This window comes from Streptomyces sp. AK010, assembly GCF_014207295.1.
Lineage (GTDB): Bacteria > Actinomycetota > Actinomycetes > Streptomycetales > Streptomycetaceae > Streptomyces > Streptomyces massasporeus.
Map to the genome: position 1 here is coordinate 61625 of NZ_JACHCX010000025.1, position 16222 is coordinate 77846.

Annotated in this window: 14 protein-coding genes and 2 pseudogenes; 8 read left to right on the plus strand and 8 right to left on the minus strand. The window is 71.3% G+C overall.

All coding sequences use genetic code 11. From position 1 onward, the window contains the following. Window positions 1–1093: 1093 nt before the first annotated feature. The 3 genes and pseudogenes from HDC93_RS33410 to HDC93_RS33420 all read right to left on the minus strand — a co-directional run. On the minus strand, window positions 1094–1972 hold the full coding sequence (locus HDC93_RS33410) for a caspase family protein (protein ID WP_185014567.1): 879 nt from the start codon (window positions 1970–1972) through the stop codon (window positions 1094–1096). Between the two features lie 293 nt (window positions 1973–2265). Then, window positions 2266–3183, minus strand: coding sequence for a hypothetical protein (locus HDC93_RS33415; protein ID WP_185014611.1), 918 nt, complete (start codon window positions 3181–3183; stop codon window positions 2266–2268). Next, window positions 3170–3511: pseudogene (locus tag HDC93_RS33420) on the minus strand (IS5 family transposase); the annotation flags it as partial. The gene HDC93_RS33415 and the pseudogene HDC93_RS33420, both read right to left, overlap by 14 nt. A 114-nt stretch (window positions 3512–3625) precedes the next feature. Here HDC93_RS33420 and HDC93_RS33425 point away from each other — a divergent pair. The 4 genes from HDC93_RS33425 (at window position 3626) to HDC93_RS33440 (ending at window position 6512) form a co-directional block, all read left to right on the plus strand. After that, window positions 3626–4036 carry an IS5 family transposase gene (locus HDC93_RS33425; protein ID WP_185014568.1) on the plus strand — a complete coding sequence of 137 codons (411 nt, stop codon included), beginning with the start codon at window positions 3626–3628 and terminating at the stop codon, window positions 4034–4036. A 431-nt stretch (window positions 4037–4467) separates the two neighbouring features. After that, window positions 4468–5460 (plus strand): dihydroxyacetone kinase subunit DhaK, encoded by a 993-nt coding sequence (dhaK, locus tag HDC93_RS33430; protein WP_185014569.1) that lies wholly within the window; start codon window positions 4468–4470, stop codon window positions 5458–5460. A 49-nt stretch (window positions 5461–5509) separates the two neighbouring features. Next, window positions 5510–6109: a dihydroxyacetone kinase subunit DhaL gene (gene dhaL, locus HDC93_RS33435; protein WP_185014570.1), complete on the plus strand. Its 600-nt coding sequence runs from the start codon at window positions 5510–5512 to the stop codon at window positions 6107–6109. Next, on the plus strand, window positions 6102–6512 hold the full coding sequence (locus HDC93_RS33440) for a PTS-dependent dihydroxyacetone kinase phosphotransferase subunit DhaM (RefSeq protein WP_185014571.1): 411 nt from the start codon (window positions 6102–6104) through the stop codon (window positions 6510–6512). The genes dhaL and HDC93_RS33440 overlap by 8 nt, the downstream gene beginning before the upstream one ends. Window positions 6513–6586: 74 nt before the next feature. On the opposite strand, the gene HDC93_RS33445 is transcribed toward HDC93_RS33440, so the two are convergent. Beyond that, the gene (locus HDC93_RS33445) at window positions 6587–7285 is read right to left on the minus strand and encodes a glycoside hydrolase family 75 protein (protein WP_185014572.1); all 699 of its coding nucleotides are present in this window, start codon (window positions 7283–7285) and stop codon (window positions 6587–6589) included. A gap of 419 nt (window positions 7286–7704) precedes the next feature. Here HDC93_RS33445 and HDC93_RS33450 point away from each other — a divergent pair, with 419 nt between their 5' ends. Further along, window positions 7705–8691 carry a fibronectin type III domain-containing protein gene (locus HDC93_RS33450; protein WP_185014573.1) on the plus strand — a complete coding sequence of 329 codons (987 nt, stop codon included), beginning with the start codon at window positions 7705–7707 and terminating at the stop codon, window positions 8689–8691. A gap of 211 nt (window positions 8692–8902) precedes the next feature. Beyond that, window positions 8903–9442 (plus strand): hypothetical protein, encoded by a 540-nt coding sequence (locus HDC93_RS33455; protein ID WP_142165884.1) that lies wholly within the window; start codon window positions 8903–8905, stop codon window positions 9440–9442. Between the two features lie 109 nt (window positions 9443–9551). Here HDC93_RS33455 and HDC93_RS33460 read toward each other — a convergent pair whose 3' ends face one another. Beyond that, window positions 9552–10112 (minus strand): PadR family transcriptional regulator, encoded by a 561-nt coding sequence (locus HDC93_RS33460; protein ID WP_185014574.1) that lies wholly within the window; start codon window positions 10110–10112, stop codon window positions 9552–9554. 28 nt (window positions 10113–10140) lie between these two features. Then, complete coding sequence (locus HDC93_RS33465; protein WP_185014575.1) at window positions 10141–12156, minus strand: NADPH-dependent 2,4-dienoyl-CoA reductase; 2016 nt, start codon at window positions 12154–12156, stop codon at window positions 10141–10143. Window positions 12157–12326: 170 nt separating this feature from the next. Here HDC93_RS33465 and HDC93_RS33470 point away from each other — a divergent pair. After that, a pseudogene (locus HDC93_RS33470) lies at window positions 12327–12620 on the plus strand (M20 family peptidase); the annotation flags it as partial. A 7-nt stretch (window positions 12621–12627) separates the two neighbouring features. Here HDC93_RS33470 and HDC93_RS33475 read toward each other — a convergent pair. Then, the gene (locus HDC93_RS33475) at window positions 12628–12996 is read right to left on the minus strand and encodes a hypothetical protein (protein ID WP_185014605.1); all 369 of its coding nucleotides are present in this window, start codon (window positions 12994–12996) and stop codon (window positions 12628–12630) included. 254 nt (window positions 12997–13250) lie between these two features. Here HDC93_RS33475 and HDC93_RS33480 point away from each other — a divergent pair, with 254 nt between their 5' ends. Continuing rightward, on the plus strand, window positions 13251–15329 hold the full coding sequence (locus tag HDC93_RS33480) for a SpoIIE family protein phosphatase (RefSeq protein ID WP_185014576.1): 2079 nt from the start codon (window positions 13251–13253) through the stop codon (window positions 15327–15329). A gap of 12 nt (window positions 15330–15341) precedes the next feature. On the opposite strand, the gene HDC93_RS33485 is transcribed toward HDC93_RS33480, so the two are convergent. Next, window positions 15342–16040 carry a putative protein N(5)-glutamine methyltransferase gene (locus HDC93_RS33485; protein ID WP_398987408.1) on the minus strand — a complete coding sequence of 233 codons (699 nt, stop codon included), beginning with the start codon at window positions 16038–16040 and terminating at the stop codon, window positions 15342–15344. Window positions 16041–16222: the final 182 nt, after the last annotated feature.

Here is a 16222-nt window from a genome sequence, read left to right on the forward strand (position 1 = left end):
AGGGGCGCGCGATGGTCGGGGCCGTCGAGGAGGCGCAGACCGTCCACCAGCAAACGCAGGCCTTCGGTGCACTCCGGGAGACCGTGTGCCGCGGCGAGGAACCCCCTGGCCACAGCCTCGTGTGAGGGTTCGACGATTCCGGCTCGCATGCGTTCCAAGAGGTGCCAGGCCGATATCACGGCGAGGTCGGTGTTCGCGGGATGGTGCGAGCGTGCTGAGAGGACGTGCTGTAACAGTTCGTCGGAGAGGCGGGACCCCGGTTTGCGCAGCAGGTGGTAGCCGATCGCCGCCCAGCGCAGGGCCGTGGATGCTGCCAGGTCTTTGACGAGATGCCTGGCCATGAGTTCGGCGTGACGGTGGGCTCCCTGGGCGAGGTAGCCCATCAAAGCGTACGCACCTTTGTCCTGCCCGGTAACCGCGACCTGGAGCTGTGGTGCCGACGACCCGACCGGCCGGATCGTGACGTCGAGCCGCTCCCCGGAGGGCAGCCGGAGAAACCGCCACGGTGTCCGGTCACTTCCCACTTGGATCAGATGGGCTGTGGACGGAAGGTCCCCGTAGGAAAGGGATGTGGCCGTAGGCGAGCTGGTGATGGATATAGGGGCTCGTGGGGAAACCCTCCACACGCCCTCGTGCCGTTCCCACAGACGCGCCCACGGCGTCAGGACCACCGGGAGCCCGAAGTCCGCCGTGTGCAGGGCTTGATGCGGTACGAGGAAGGAGGCGGTGTCGGCCGGGGGCAGGGAATGGGGACGAGCACTGACCGACGAACTGTCACTGCGTGCGAGGTCGGGGGCGAGATCGAAGGACATCTCGTCCGGGTCGACTCGGTACTCGATGGTGTGGTTGCTCCCCACGGAGTCGGCCACATCCGGACCCCCGACACGGATGTAGTCACCGCCCGCCTCCGCGCCGGAGGGCAGGAACAGCCGTAGAGCGTAGTCACCCGGTGGGAGATGGATCGCATGCGGCTCCCCCAGAACCAGTACCCCCTCCTCGACCGCACGCATGCGTGTGTCGATGACTCGGTAGCAGACCGGGATCGAGGTCGGCGCCGCCACTGGAGAACGCACGGTGACCAGCAGACGGTCTCTCATGACACCACCCGCAGGCTCATCCGGGACGCTGGTGGCCACACAGGCAGGGACCTGGACACCGCGGCGTCGTCACACGCGGCGCGCACTGTGTACACGCCGGCACGCAGGTCCATCTCCCACTGCCGGACGGGTTCGCTCCCTGCCGCCGCAGTCCGAGCGTCGACCGGCTGTCCGCCGTGGATGTGAGGGCTGTCGGGCGGTTCATGGGGGATGCAGGTGAGCTTTGTACGGGGCGCGGCATCCGGAGGCAGGCAGCGCACAGTGAGACGGGCCGGGGGCGGCTGGTGGAGCCGGCACAGGACCGCGTCACCCACGAGCGTGGTCTCCACTCCCTGATGGAGGCCGTTCTCACCAAGCTCCCGCATCAGCAGCGTGTTGATCGCCCCGGACACCCCCTCCATGCGCACCACCCACTCGCCGGCGTCGTCAATCTCTGCCGCTTGCCCGTCGAGCGCCTTGATCAGCGCGCTCGTAAGGTGGGACACCCGCTCCGGATAGCCGCTCGCCTCGACGTATGGCGGCATGCGCACGGTGAGTTCGTTCTGGCGCACATTGAGACCGAAGACCGTACGGTCCGCCAAGGCGAGCACCGAGGGCGGGTCCTCGCCCGACCCTCCCACCCGGCAGGCGTCGATCACGAAGAGCTGCGTGCGAGGGCCGCGCTGCTGTAGCGCCAGGCGTGTGCGGTCGAAGTCGAATGCCTGGGCGAACGGGGACTCGGCGAAGCGGTTGATGTCGTCAGCCAGCAGAATTTGCCCGTCGGCCTGCAGCCCGTGGCCGCAAAAGTAGAGGATCGCGATGTTGTCGGGGTCGGCCGAGCAACGGCCCATCCATCGCCCGAACGCCTCTCGTATGTCGTCCAGAGCGGCCGGCAAGGCATCAACGGACCGTGCCTGCCGCCGCCCTCCTCGTCCTCCTCAGCCCAGCTCAGGAGCACATCGATGCTGCGCACGGGCGTGTGCCACAGTCCGTCGCCGTCGTTCACCAGGCGCCGGGCGAAGGCCACCGCGGAGCGGGGCGGAGAGGTGAGAGGTCCCAAGTCCCTCAACACGCGGGGAACGCGACCACGGGCCCGCGCACGGGTCCCGAGGTAGGGGTAACCCCCAACTCCGACCACCAGTGCGTGGATTCCCGGTCCCGGGCCGGACGATTCGAGGAACACCCTTCATCACTCCTGGGGCAGACCGGTGGCCGTGCTCGGCAGAGGGCAGTCACGCAGCCGCTCGGAAAGCCGGTGGTGGAAACTGGGGCGGCGCATATAAGCCGAATGCGATGACCTCACTCCACGGCCCGTGGAGTACGCGAAGTCCTCGCTGCCCGCGAAGATCTTCGCGGTGACGAAAGCAAGAGGGTCGTTCGGGTCGTACACGTTGATCCAACTACCAACGTTCGCCAGCGCGGGCACACGGTCCGACTTCGGGTCGGCTGGGGCGGAAACAGCGGGAAGAAGACCGAGCTCGGCGAACACACCGACCTGCGAGCCGACCGTGACCAACACGTCGCACTCCAATTCGGGCCGGAGATGTGAGAGCAGGTCGTAGACGATGTTGCCGCCCATACTGTGGGCCACGACAACCAGTGCCGGATCGTCTGCGGTGCGCGAGCGGGCGCCTTCCGCCAGCGCCGCACCGATCTTGCCGGCGATGGGGCCGTCAGGTCCTGACTGTTCACGCTGACGCAGATAGGTGAGCACGTCTCCCAGGAATACCGAACTTTGCGCGTGCCAGGACTCACGCCACAGGGCAAGTGCTGCCGTGCTGGTCACGCGCGCCGCTGCGAAGGCGATCCGGGAGGCGGCCTCATGAAGCCGCCATGCCGCTCTACGCTCCTTCGGCTGGCGCGCACTGCCGAACCGCTCAACTGCTGGGAGAACGGAAGAGTCGCCCGCCGACGACGTGCGCAACAGCCATTCCACCCACTGGTCGTCGTCCACACCCGCCATGTCCCGGGCTGGACCATCCTGAGCACGTGCCATCGCCTGAGCCGCCAGTGCCGCCAAGGCGGAGGCTTCCGCCGCATCGACGTCCTCCATGGCGACCGACCAGAGCAGGTCGACGGCGTCCGCGAAAGATTCTACGCGCGCCAACGGCGTGCTGGTGAGCGCGGGGGATCGTGGAGTCCACGCTCACATCCCACGTGATCAGCCCTTTTGCGTCAGCCTCGGCCTGCAGCTGCTCGAAGATTTGTTTCCAGGTGCCGTCACGCTGCCATCGACGGAACAGGTCGTAGGCCCGGCCCCAAGGCCCGTAGCGTTCAGGGAGATCACGCCACGGCGCACCGGTCCGGGTCCGCCACCGTATGCAGCCGATCAGCTGCCGATGGGCCCAGGTCCGAGGGCGGCCCGGCCTCTTGCATACCGGCAGCAACGGCTCCAGCCGCTCCCACTGGCCGTTCGTCAGACCGCCACGTCCCACTGACCGTGATCATCTACGACCTTGATCCACTTTCGCAACAGGCCCTGAAGCGTGTTGCAGAAGGCCGTGAGCAGGGCATTTCCTTTGATGCGTGGGGTGTTGAGAGCTGAACACTTGATCTGCGACGGACGCGGCACTCCGCTCAAAGTCATCACCACCGCGGCCAACGTCAACGACGTCACCCAGACCCTCGCTCTGGTCGACGGCATCCCACCCATCGCCGGGCGCCCCGGCCATCCACGCCGCCGCCCCGATTCGCTGCTCGGCGACAAGGGCTACGACTCCAACCCCAACCGCGAAGAGCTCCGCAAGCGCCGGATCCTGCCGGTCATCTCCCGCAAGGGCGCCCCGAACATCAAGGGCCTGGGCAAACTCCGGTACGTCGTCGAGCAGACCTTCGCCCTGCTCCACCAGTTCAAGCGCCTCGCCGTCCGCTGGGAACGCCGCACCGAACTTCACGACGCGTTCGTCTCGTTGGCCTGCAGCCTCATCTGCTGGAGGCGACTGAAGAAGCGCCGATCATGATCGTGTTACGCCCTCTTAGGGCTCATCAGATAGTCGATGAGTCGGCAGAAGGACTCGGGAGGCTGATCCGGCCCGCCGTGCGGCTCAGCCAGCATCGCTTCCAGCACGTCGGCAACCCAGCGATGCTGGGTCGACCCATCATGCTCCCAGTCAGTGTCAAGGTCCGCGAAAAACTGCCCACGAGCACGGCGCCCGTGACGTTCGCTGCCGCAAGGTTGATACTTGCCGGCAGCAGCGCACAGACCGACCGCCACCGACCACAACAGGGAACTGACGCTCCGTCATCAAAGTCAGCATTAAGTCAGTATCAGTACCGCCCCAGCCCGTCCCGGACCGCCACGAACCGCCAAGATCAAAAACTGGCCTGACTCATCCTGACCTGCAAAAATGAAGGTCAGGGGTACATCTGCTAGTCTCATCAGGAGGTACCCATGAAGATGCTGATCAACGTCCCGGAAACTGTGGTGGCGGACGCGCTGCGCGGTCTGGCGGCTGCCCACCCGGAGCTGACCGTGGACGTGGAGAACCGGGTGATCGTGCGGCGGGACGCTCCCGTCGCCGGACAGGTGGGGCTGGTCTCGGGCGGCGGGTCGGGCCACGAGCCGTTGCACGGTGGCTTCGTGGGTCCCGGCATGCTGTCGGCGGCCTGCCCGGGCGAGGTGTTCACCTCCCCCGTGCCCGACCAGATGCTGCGCGCGGCCGCCGCCGTGGACAGCGGCGCGGGCGTGCTGTTCATCGTGAAGAACTACACCGGTGACGTGCTCAACTTCGACATGGCCGCCGAGTTGGCCGAGGACGAGGGCATCCGGGTCGCGAAGGTGCTGGTCAACGACGACGTGGCCGTGACCGACAGCCTGTACACGGCGGGGCGGCGCGGTACGGGCGCGACCCTGTTCGTGGAGAAGATCGCGGGTGCCGCAGCCGCCGAGGGCATGCCGCTGGAGCGGGTCGAGGCCATCGCCCGGCAGGTGAACGAGAGCTCCCGCAGCTTCGGGATCGCGCTGAGCGCCTGCAGCACCCCGGCGAAGGGCAGCCCCACCTTCGATCTGCCGCCCGGCGAGCTGGAGTTGGGCATCGGCATCCACGGTGAGCCCGGCCGGGAGCGGCGCGCCATGATGACCTCCGGTGAGATCGCCGAGGCCGCCGTCGAGGCGGTGGTGGAGGACCTCCAGCCGCGCAGTCCGGTGCTGGTCCTGGTCAACGGCATGGGTGCGACGCCGCTGCTCGAGCTGTACGGCTTCCACGCCGAGGTGCACCGGGTGCTCGCCCAGCGCGGCGTCCCCGTGGCCCGTGTCCTCGTGGGCAACTACGTCACCTCCCTGGACATGGCGGGCGCCTCGCTCACCCTGTGCCAGGTCGACGAGGAGCTGCTGCGGCTGTACGACGCGCCGGTGAGTACCCCGGGTCTGCGCTGGGGCATGTGACGCGCAGGGGGTAGAGGATCACCACGTACCTACCAGGCAAGGAGACCCAGTGCTCGACGCCGCATTCTTCCGCCGCTGGATGACGGTGACCGCCGCGTCCGTCGACCGCGAGGCGGAACGGCTCACCGCCCTCGACTCCCCCATCGGGGACGCCGATCACGGCAGCAACCTCCAGCGCGGGTTCAGGGCCGTCGCGGCCGCCCTGGAGAAGGAGCCCCCCGGCACGCCCGGCGGGGTGCTGACCCTCGCCGGACGCCAGCTGATCTCGACGGTCGGCGGCGCCTCGGGACCGCTGTACGGCACGCTGCTGCGTCGTACCGGCAAGGCCCTGGGCGATGCCGGCGAGGTCAGCGAGGAGCAGCTGGCCGAGGCTCTGCGGGCGGGGGTGGACGCGGTCATGACGCTCGGCGGCGCCGCCCCGGGCGACAAGACCATGATCGACGCGTTGGTGCCCGCAGTGGACGCGCTCGGCGACTCGTTCGCGGCGGCCCGGACCGCCGCGGAGGAGGGCGCCGTGGCGACGACGCCGCTGCAGGCGCGCAAGGGCAGGGCCAGCTATCTGGGCGAGCGCAGCATCGGTCATCAGGACCCGGGTGCCACGTCGTCGGCGCTGCTGATCGCCGGACTCGTGGAGGCCGCCGATGAGTGACGAGCAGCTGGTGGGCATCGTGCTGGTGTCGCACAGTGCGGCGGTGGCCGCGTCGGTCGCCGAGCTGGCGAAGGGACTCGCGGGCGGCGGCCCGGCGGTGCCCGTCGCTGCGGCGGGCGGCGCCGGGGGCGGCGGGCTCGGCACCAGCTCCGAACTGATCGCCGCGGCGGCCGCGTCCGTCGACCGGGGCGCAGGGGTCGCCGTCCTGACCGACCTGGGCAGCGCCGTGCTCACGGTGAAGGCACTGCTCGCGGAGGGCGACGAACTGCCGGAGCCGACACGCCTGGTGGACGCCCCCTTCGTGGAGGGGGCCGTGGCCGCGGTGGTCACCGCGTCCACCGGGGCGGATCTGGCAGCGGTGGAGGCGGCGGCCACGGAGGCCTACGCGTACCGGAAGGTGTGAGGGACGGCTGCGGCCGGGCACGCCCCGAGGGCGATGCCCGGCCGCAGCCGTGTCCGTGACACCTCGTCAGCCGCTCAGCCCACGTCCGCCCGGCTCCCGTCGGCGAACCGCCTCGCCACCCGCTCCCCCTCGGTCACGGCCGCGGCGTGGTCCTCGATGGGCGACACCTTGGTGTTCTTGAAGACGATGTAGGTGACACCGGAGGGCGCGCCACCGCCGTGCGGGTCGACGCGGATGCCGAGGGCCTTGGCGGTCGCGTAGGACGCCTCTCCGATGATTCCCTGCGGGCCCGTGTCACCGACGACGGCGTACTGGACCCGGTCGCGGTACACGACGGCCACCACGGAACCGCCGCCGATGCCGTGGTCCCGGTAGTCCCAGAGGGCGCTCGGCGCGGGCACGACGATGAAGGGCAGGCGTTCGGCGCTCAACGGGCGGCCGTCGGACTGGGCGTAGGCCGTGCTCGCGGCGAAGTACGGGTCGGTGCGGCGGTTGCAGCGGGGTCCGGGGCTGCCGTCGCAGTCGATGTCCATGTCGGCCTTCCAGAACACGGCGTCGCGGGTGCCGCAGACCGGGATGTTCGCGGGCGCGCCGTTGTCGCTGCGGTAGCGGCCTCGGGAGACGGGAGCGCAGTCCCGCACCTTGGCGAGCAGGTCGGCTGCGCTCACGGCGCCTTCGCGCCACACCGCGGGGTGGGGGTGGGCGGCGGGGTAGGTCGTCGGGGCGAGCAGGGCGGCGCTGGCCACGGCCAGGGTGAGCGACTGGACATGCACGATACGGGAGCCTCTCGTGGGGGACCTGACGGGCACTCAGCCCAATCTGGCCCCGAGGTGATCACCCGGCCACCGCTGGGGGGCCGGACGGTGCATGTCCCCAACCTCCGTCAGGGGCCGGGCGCCTGAGTCCGCGTAAGACTCCGGCCGCCCGGCCACCCGTGCCGGCACGGGATCTGCGACGACAGCGGTTCCGCGCGACAGGCCCGAACTCCCCGACATCTGCCAGGAGTTCGGCCGTGATGCCTTCAGCATACGTAACTCCTCCGAGTGGTCCCACACGACGGGAGGTGACCCCCTCACGGCAGCGGGATCCACGACCGGCGGTCACCCTCTTGATGTGATCGTGCCAACCGCGTCATATTGGTCCGGACCATTCCGGTGAACGTGCCGTCCGACCACCCCCGGGAGGCAGTGCCGTGCGAGGACGTTCCGCTCCCCCGTCCCTCCCGCGCCGCCTGGCGCTCTGCGGGGCTCTCGTTCTGCTCACCTCCTGCGGCTGGGCCGGAGCGGAGGAAGGAGCCGGCGTCGGTGTGCCCGGCGCTCCGACGGGTGTGACCGCTGCGGCGGGCAGCGCGACGAGCGTGCATGTCATGTGGAACGCGACCGCCCGGGCCGATGGCTACGAGGTGTATCGCGGCACCACGAAGGTCAAGGAAGTGGCTGGTTCACAGCACATGGTGGATGTCACCAGGCTGCGGCCCTCCACGCGGTACGCCTTCTCCGTACGGGCACGGGACATCGACGGGCGGCTCGGGCCGCCGAGCCGGCGGGTGGCCGTGACGACGCCCGCGGTGGTCGCGGACGACCGCTCCGCGCCGACCCGCCCGTCGGCGCCCGGCGGGCGGGCCGTCGGAAGCCGCGCGGTCCAGCTGTCCTGGTCCGCCTCCACGGACGACCGGGGTGTGGTCTCGTACGACATCCACCAGCAAGACACGAAGATCCACAGTGTGAGCGGGGGCCAGACGGCCACCGTGCTCACGGGACTGCGGCCCGGCTCGGACTACACGTTCACCGTCCGCGCCCGGGATGCGGCCGGCAACGTCTCCCCCGCCGGCCCCGCGGTCCGCCTCACCACACCGGGCACGGACGACGGCCGCGCCACCGCCCCCACGGACTTCCGGGCGACGAGCCACCGCGAGGACGGCGCCTACCAGCTCGACCTGAGCTGGGTGCCGCCGCGTGTGGACGGTGAGATCACCGAGTACCAGATCCATCTGGACGGCAGGCCCGCCACATCCCTGGTGTACGGCGGCACCGCCCCGCGCGAGCGGGCCACGTACAGCTTCTACGCCGGGCGGCGCGCCGGTGTCACCCACCGGGTCCGCGTCCGCGCGATGCTGCCCGACGGCACCTGGGGAGGCTTCTCGGCGGAGCGGGCGGTGACGACGGGCGCGGGGCGCTGACGTACCGGAGGCTGCCGGGACGCGACCCGGCAGCCGCCGGTACGTACCCGCCGCGTCAGCCGGGAGAACCAACCCGTCACCTGCACGGGGGCGCTCGGAGTGCGGCCGGGGCCCGGGGAGCTTTGGCTGACCCCGAGGCAGCACGGGCGTTCCCCGACCCTCGGCGGCGCAAGGGATGTACCGCCAACCGTGCCGCCGGAGGGCAGTCCACATGCGCAACTCATCGCCAGTTCTCCGCTCCGGCCTGACCGTGGCAGTCGCCGCGCTGCCCCTCGCCCTTGCCGCGGTGCCCGCCGTCGCGGGCCCGGGCATCTCTGTCAGCACCACAGGGTCCACGGTGTCGGTCACGACCAGCTCCTGCACCCAGATCAACGGCAGCTGGGGCACCGCCTCGCTCCTCACCAGCAGTCAGGGCAGCTTCGCCCAGGGCCGCCAGGTGACGCTGTCGGGGACGTCCACGAGTCAGTCGGCCGCCTGGTCGAGTGTCTCCCCGGGTACCTACACCGTCATCGTCGTCTGCTCGGACGGCACCACCGCGGGCACGCAGTCCGTCGTGGTCTCCACCGCTCCCTCCCCCTCGCGGTCCGCGTCCCCCTCGGCGTCGCCGTCCCGCGGCGTGATGGGCGGGGTCGGCGGCAGCACGACGGACTACGGAACCGTCACGCTGGTCGCGGGCGGCACGCTGGTCGGCGCCGGCCTCCTCGGGACGGCCTGGTACCTGCGCCGGCGCAACAAGCCGTACCGGCTCTGACCCGGTACGGACGGCGGCCCGTTCCCCCGAAGCGCTCCGGGCGGACGGGCCGCCGTCATGTCGCGAGAGGGCCGGACCTGCGCTCATCCCTCACCCGGCCCGCCACCGGTCAGGCCTGCTCCGCCGGTCCGCCGTCCGGGAGCTCGGCGAAGTCCGCCAGGGCACGCCGGAGCCACTGGGTCCAGAAGGTCTCCAGGTCGATGCCGGCCCGCAGCACGAGGTGCCGCAACCGGACCTCGGCGCCGTCGCGGCCGGGCGGGAAGTCGCGCTCCTCGATCTCCTCGTACTCCGCCAGCTGCCGTTCGTGCAGCTCCAGATGGCGTCGCAGATCCGCCTCCAGGCCCGCCGTGCCGACCACGGCCGCCGCCCTGAGCCGCAGCAGCAGCGCGTCGCGGTGCGGCTTGGGGTCCTGGGAGGCGGAGGTCCAGCGGGCCAGTTCGGCGCGGCCCGCCGGCAGGACCTCGTAGCTCTTCTTCTGCCCGCGGGCCGGCTGCTCGGACGGCAGTGCGCGGATGAGGCCGTCGGCCTCCAGTTTCCCCAGCTCGCGGTAGATCTGCTGGTGCGTCGCCGACCAGAAGTAGCCGATCGACCGGTCGAACCGGCGGGTCAGCTCCAGGCCCGAGGACTTCTTCTCGAGCAGGGCGGTGAGGATCGCGTGCGGGAGTGACATGGCCTCATCCTAGGGACGCGTCACCGCACTACAGGGCGGCCGCGAGTTCGGTGCCCTGCTTGATGGCGCGCTTGGCGTCGAGTTCGGCGGCCACGTCGGCGCCGCCGATGAGGTGCGTGCTGCGCCCGGCGGCGAGCAGCTCCTCGTACAGGCCGCGGCGCGGCTCCTGACCCGTGCACAGCACGATCGTGTCGACCTCGAGGACCGTGCTCTCCTCGCCGACGGTGATGTGGAGTCCGGCGTCGTCGATCCGGTCGTAGCGCGCGCCCGGGACCATGGTGACGCCGCGGTGCTTGAGCTCGGTGCGGTGGATCCAGCCGGTGGTCTTGCCGAGGCCGGCGCCGACCTTGGAGGTCTTGCGCTGGAGCAGGTGGACGGTGCGCGGCGGCGCGGGCCGCTCGGGCGCCGCGAGGCCGCCGGGGCCGCGGTAGTCGAGGTCGACGCCCCACTGGCGGAAGTACGTCGCCGGGTCCTCGTGGGCCTTGTCGCCGCCGTCGGTGAGGAACTCGGCGACGTCGAAGCCGATACCGCCCGCGCCGAGGATCGCGACCCGGTCGCCGACGGGGGCGCCGTCGCGCAGGACGTCGAGGTAGCCGACGACGCTCGGGTGGTCGATGCCGGGGATCTCGGGGGTGCGCGGGGTGACGCCGGTGGCGACGACGACCTCGTCGAAGCCGTCGAGGTCAGCGACCGTGACCAGGGTGTCGAGCCGGACGTCGACGCCGTGCCGGTCGAGCTGGGTGCGGAAGTAGCGGAGCGTCTCGTCGAACTCCTGCTTGCCGGGGACCTTGCGGGCGACGTTGAGCTGGCCGCCGATCTCGCTCGCCGCGTCGAACAGCGTCACCTCGTGCCCGCGCTCGGCGGCGGAGACCGCGCAGGCGAGGCCGGCCGGGCCGGCGCCGACGACCGCGACGCGCTTGCGCAGCCGGGTCGGGGAGAGCACGAGCTCGGTCTCGTGGCAGGCGCGCGGGTTGACCAGGCAGGAGGTGATCAGGCCGCTGAAGGTGTGGTCGAGGCAGGCCTGGTTGCAGCCGATGCAGGTGTTGATCGCCTCGGGGCGGCCGGCGGCGGCCTTGGTGACGAAGTCCGGGTCGGCGAGCATCGGGCGGGCCATCGACACCATGTCGGCGGCGCCCTCGGCGAGCAGTTCCTCGGCGAGTTCGGGGGTGTTGATGCGGTTGGTGGTGACGAGCGGGACGGACACCTCGCCCATGAGCCGCTTGGTCACCCAGGTGTACGCGCCGCGCGGCACGGAGGTCGCGATGGTGGGGATGCGGGCCTCGTGCCAGCCGATGCCGGTGTTGATGATCGTCGCCCCGGCGGCTTCGACGGCCTTGGCGAGGGTGACGACCTCGTCGAGCGTCGAGCCGCCCGGGACGAGGTCGAGCATGGAGAGGCGGTAGATGACGATGAAGTCCTCGCCGGCCGCCTCACGCACCCGGCGCACGATCTCCAGCGGGAAGCGCGTGCGGTTCTCGTACGAGCCGCCCCAGCCGTCGGTGCGGTGGTTGGTCTGCAGGGCGATGAACTCGTTGATGAGGTAGCCCTCGGAGCCCATGATCTCGACGCCGTCGTAGCCGGCCTGCCGGGCGAGGCGGGCGGCGCGGGCGTAGTCGTCGATCGTCCGCTCGATGTCGGCGTCGGTGAGCTCGCGGGGCGGGAAGGGGCTGATCGGCGCCTGGACCGGGCTCGGCGCGACGAGGTCCTTGTGGTAGGCGTACCGGCCGAAGTGCAGGATCTGCATCGCGATCCGCCCGCCCTCGCGGTGCACGGCGTCGGTGATGACCCGGTGCTGCTCGGCCTCTTCCTCGGTGGTGAGCTTGGCGCCGCCCTCGTAGGGCCGGCCCTCGTCGTTGGGGGCGATGCCGCCGGTGACGATCAGGCCCACTCCTCCGCGGGCGCGGGCGGCGTAGAAGGCGGCCATGCGCGCGAAGCCGCCCTCGGCCTCCTCCAGGCCGACGTGCATGGAGCCCATGAGGACCCGGTTGGGCAGGGTCGTGAAGCCCAGGTCGAGGGGGGTCAGCAGGTGCGGGTAACGGCTCATCGGGCCCTCCGTGCGCGGTGTCGTGCCTGTAGTTGTAGACGACTACCGACTGTTTATGCAACTAGTTGCACAAGGTGAGGAAGGGCACAGTAGGGCCATGACCAGGGACCTTGGGCCGCTGACCGCGGTGGTGGACCTCGCGGGCGAGCTGATCCGCCGCCCGAGCCGGGCCGGCCTCGATGACGGCGGTGGCGTCCTGGCCGCCGTACCGGCTGGCGGAGGACGAGCAGCCGGCCGCCGCGCCGCTGGGCGCCGCGGCCGGGCAGGGTCTCACGGTGCGGGCCAAGACGGCGGGCCCGTCCAACATCGGCAATCTGCTGGCCGCCGAGGGCATCCCGGCCACGGCCGGCTTCGGTCTGCCGTACGAGGGACTGCACGGCGTGGACGAACGGGTGCACCTGGCGGACCTGCCCGTGGTGCACGCCGTCTACCGGCGGGCCGCCCTCGACCTGCTGACGGGGTGAAAAGCGCTCACCGGCTCTGCAGCCGCACGTGCAGTTCCTTCTCCTGGTCACCGGAGACGGTGCTCAGGTCGTGCACGTCGAACAGCGAGTCCAGGGTCGTGCGGAGCCGTTCGATCGCCCAGTAGCCACCGTGCAGGTCGGCTTCGACGGAGGACGCCAGGTGCACCGGTCGCGAACCCTCGTGCTCGTCGGCGACGTCGAAGGTGCCGAGCCAGACCGTCGGGCGGGTCGCGTGCAGTTCCTCGGGCACGTCGTCGGCGCACCGGTCGGACTCGAAGCAGGAGCACAGCGCGTCGAACACGATCCGGGCGTCGTGCTTGCTGCACCCGCTGATCTCCACCGAGACGGAGTGGGGGTGCGGTCGCTCGTCGTTCATCGCCATCGTGATCGCTCCTTTCGCGGCCACCGGCGGCCGTATCCGCCCCTACCCCCAGCAAAGCACCACCTTCCGGCGAGCACTACCGGCGGCGTCCGTCTCCCGGTGGCGGTTTTTTTGCGGGGCGGCCCACGCCGTGCTGGGAGATGGTGGAAGGTGACGGAAGGGGCCTTCGGGAATCGGCTCCGCGCGGTAGAACATGGGGTGTCGGCACACGACGGCGTGCCGCGAGGACGGCGAAGGCGGGGCGTGGGATGAGTGCAGCCGGGTCTCCCGAGTCCGAGGACGGCGGTCCACTGCGCGGGTCGGCGCGCCCGAGCGGTCTGCTCGACGTGCTGCGCGTGGCCTCGGTGGTCCTGGACGCCGGGGGCCGCATCGTGCTGTGGAGCCCGCAGGCCGAGGAACTGTTCGGGTACGAGGCGCAGGAGGCGCTCGGGCAGTACGCCGCCCGCATCATGGTCCACGAACAGCACGTCGACCTCGTGGTCAAACTGTTCGCCGACGTCATGGGCACCGGGCAGAGCTGGGCCGGGGCCTTCCCGATCCGCCGCAAGGACGGCGGCACACGGCTGGTGGAGTTCCGCAACATGCGGCTGCTGGACGACCAGGGCGACGTCTACGCGCTGGGGCTGTGCGCCGACCAGACGACCGTGCACCGGCTGGAGCGGGAGGTGGCGCTGTCGACGCGGATGATCGCGCAGTCCCCGATCGGGCTGGCCGTGCTGGACACGGACCTGCGGTACGTCTCCGTCAACAAGGCACTGGAGGAGATCAACGGCGTGCCGGCCGAGGAGCACCTGGGCCGCACGGTCCGCGAGGTGGTGCCGCGGATGGACGTCGACGCCCTGGAGGCCGCCACGCGGCGCGTGCTGGAGACCGGCACGCCGGTCGTCGACCAGTCCACGATCGGCCGTACCCCGGCCGACCCGCACCAGGACCACGCCTGGTCGATCTCGCTGTACCGGCTGGAGAACGCCTTCGGGATCGTGCTGGGCGTGGCCGTCTCGATCGTCGACGTCACCGAGCAGTACCGGGCGGGCATCGAGGCCGAGGCCGCGCGGCGGCGCCTGGCCCTGATCGCCGACGCCTCGGGCCGGATCGGCACCACACTGGATCTGGACCGCACGGCCGGCGAGCTGGCCGAGGTGGCCGTGCCGGAGCTCGCCGACATCGCGGCCGTCGACCTGCTGGACGCGGTGGTGCAGGGCCGCCGCACCAGCCTCGGCCCCGCCGAGTCGGCAGTGATCCGGGCACTGGCGGTGCAGGGGTACGACTCGGCCGAGGCCCTGGAGGCTGCCGACCCTCCCGGTCAGGTCGCCCGGTACGCCCCCGACCGGCTCGTCACCCAGTGCGTGCGCACCGCGAGCCCCGTCATGCTGCCGGAGGTCAAGGACGAGGACCTGGACCGCATCGCCCGTTCCTCCGAGGCGGCCGAGCTGCTGGGCCGGGCCGGTGTGCACTCCTACCTGGCGGTGCCGCTGATCGCGCGGGGCGAGGTGCTGGGGGCCCTGGACCTCAAGCGCACCCGCAATCCGCTGCCGTTCAGCGAGGACGACCTGCTGCTGGCGCGCGAGCTGGCCGCCCGGGCCGCCGTGCAGATCGACAACGCCCGCTGGTACCAGAGCGCCCGCGAGACCGCGCTCACCCTCCAGCGCAGCCTGCTGCCCAGCCATCCGCCGGTGACGGGAGGGCTGGAGGTCGCCTCCCGCTACCAGCCGGCCGGGGCCACGAGCGAGGTCGGCGGCGACTGGTTCGACGTGATCCCGCTGGCCGGCGGCACGACGGCGCTCGTCGTGGGCGATGTGATGGGCAGCGGCATTCCCGCGGCGGCGGCCATGGGGCGGCTGCGGACGGCGACCAACACCCTCGCCTCCCTCGATCTCGATCCGCATGTGCTCCTGGAACACCTCGAAAGGATCACCGCGGGCCTCGAGCAGACCATCGCCACCTGCGTCTACGCCGTTCACGACCCGCATCTGCGGCAGTGCCGGATCGCCAACGCCGGGCACCTGCCGCCGGTGCGGGTCCGGCCCGGCCGCACGCCGGAACTGCTCGACCTGCCGACCGGGGTGCCGCTCGGCGTGGGCGGTGTCGCCTTCTCCACGACCACCGTCGACCTCGAGCCCGGCGACCGGCTGGTGTTCTACACCGACGGGCTGGTCGAGACCCGGCGCGACCCTCTCGACGAACGGCTCGACACGCTGCTGTCGCTGCTCGACGGGCCCGACCGGCCCCTGGAGGAGGTCTGCGACCTGCTGCTGCGCACGCTGCACGAGCCGGACAACTTCGACGACGTGGCCCTGCTCATCGCGCGGGCGACCGCACCGGAGTGAGGAGCGGGGGGCCTAGGGTCCGACGCCGGTCACCACGTGGGCGTACAGCTCCTGCGACACGGTCAGCCGTGCCGTCAGGCCGTTGCGTTCGAGGGCCTCGACGGCGGCCGGGGCCTGGTGCCGACTCGTCTCCACCACGACGCAGCCGCCGGGGGCGAGCCAGTGGGGGGCCTCGGCCGCGACCCGGCGCAGCACGTCGAGGCCGTCCGTGCCGCCGTCGAGTGCGACGAGCGGCTCGTGGTCACGGGCCTCCTGCGGCAGCAGGCCGATCTCGTCGCTCGGCACGTACGGCACGTTGGCCGCGAGGATGCCGACGCGGCCGCGCAGCGCGCCGGGCAGCGCCTCGAACAGATCGCCCTGGTGCACCTGCCCGCCGACGGCGCAGACGTTGCCGCGGGCGCACCGCACGGCGGCCGGGTCGATGTCGGCGGCATGCAGTTCGACGCGGCCGAGCGCGGCGGCCAGCGCCGCCCCCACGGCACCCGAACCGCAGCACAGGTCCACGACGACGGCGGCCCCGGGCTGCTGGCGCAGGGCCTGCTCCACCAGGAACTCGGTGCGCCGGCGGGGCACGAACACCCCCGGCGCGACGGCGATGCGCAGGCCGCGGAACTCGGCCCAGCCGACGACGAGTTCGAGGGGCAGGCCGGCGACGCGGCGCTCGACCATGGCGGCGATCTCGGCCGGAGTACGCGCGGTGGCGAGAATCATCTCGGCCTCGTCCTCGGCGAAGACGCACCCCGCGGTGCGCAGGGCGGCGACGGCGGAGTCACGGGAGGCGGACGGTGCGGAAGAGGGGACGGCGGAGTCACGGGAGGCGGACGGTGCGGAAGAGGGGACGGCGGAGTCACGGGAGGCGGACGGTGCGGAAGAGGGGACGGCGGAGTCACGGG

What these genes read in the sequence shown, in the direction of transcription:
- dhaK (WP_185014569.1), top strand. Translation starts at nt 4,468, where the DNA reads ATGAAGATGCTGATCAACGTCCCGGAAACTGTGGTGGCGGACGCGCTG.
- HDC93_RS33465 (WP_185014575.1), bottom strand. Translation starts at nt 12,156, where the DNA reads ATGAGCCGTTACCCGCACCTGCTGACCCCCCTCGACCTGGGCTTCACG.
- HDC93_RS33475 (WP_185014605.1), bottom strand. Translation starts at nt 12,996, where the DNA reads ATGAACGACGAGCGACCGCACCCCCACTCCGTCTCGGTGGAGATCAGC.
- HDC93_RS33485 (WP_398987408.1), bottom strand. Translation starts at nt 16,040, where the DNA reads ATGATTCTCGCCACCGCGCGTACTCCGGCCGAGATCGCCGCCATGGTC.
- HDC93_RS33480 (WP_185014576.1), top strand. Translation starts at nt 13,251, where the DNA reads ATGAGTGCAGCCGGGTCTCCCGAGTCCGAGGACGGCGGTCCACTGCGC.
- HDC93_RS33460 (WP_185014574.1), bottom strand. Translation starts at nt 10,112, where the DNA reads ATGTCACTCCCGCACGCGATCCTCACCGCCCTGCTCGAGAAGAAGTCC.
- HDC93_RS33455 (WP_142165884.1), top strand. Translation starts at nt 8,903, where the DNA reads ATGCGCAACTCATCGCCAGTTCTCCGCTCCGGCCTGACCGTGGCAGTC.
- HDC93_RS33440 (WP_185014571.1), top strand. Translation starts at nt 6,102, where the DNA reads ATGAGTGACGAGCAGCTGGTGGGCATCGTGCTGGTGTCGCACAGTGCG.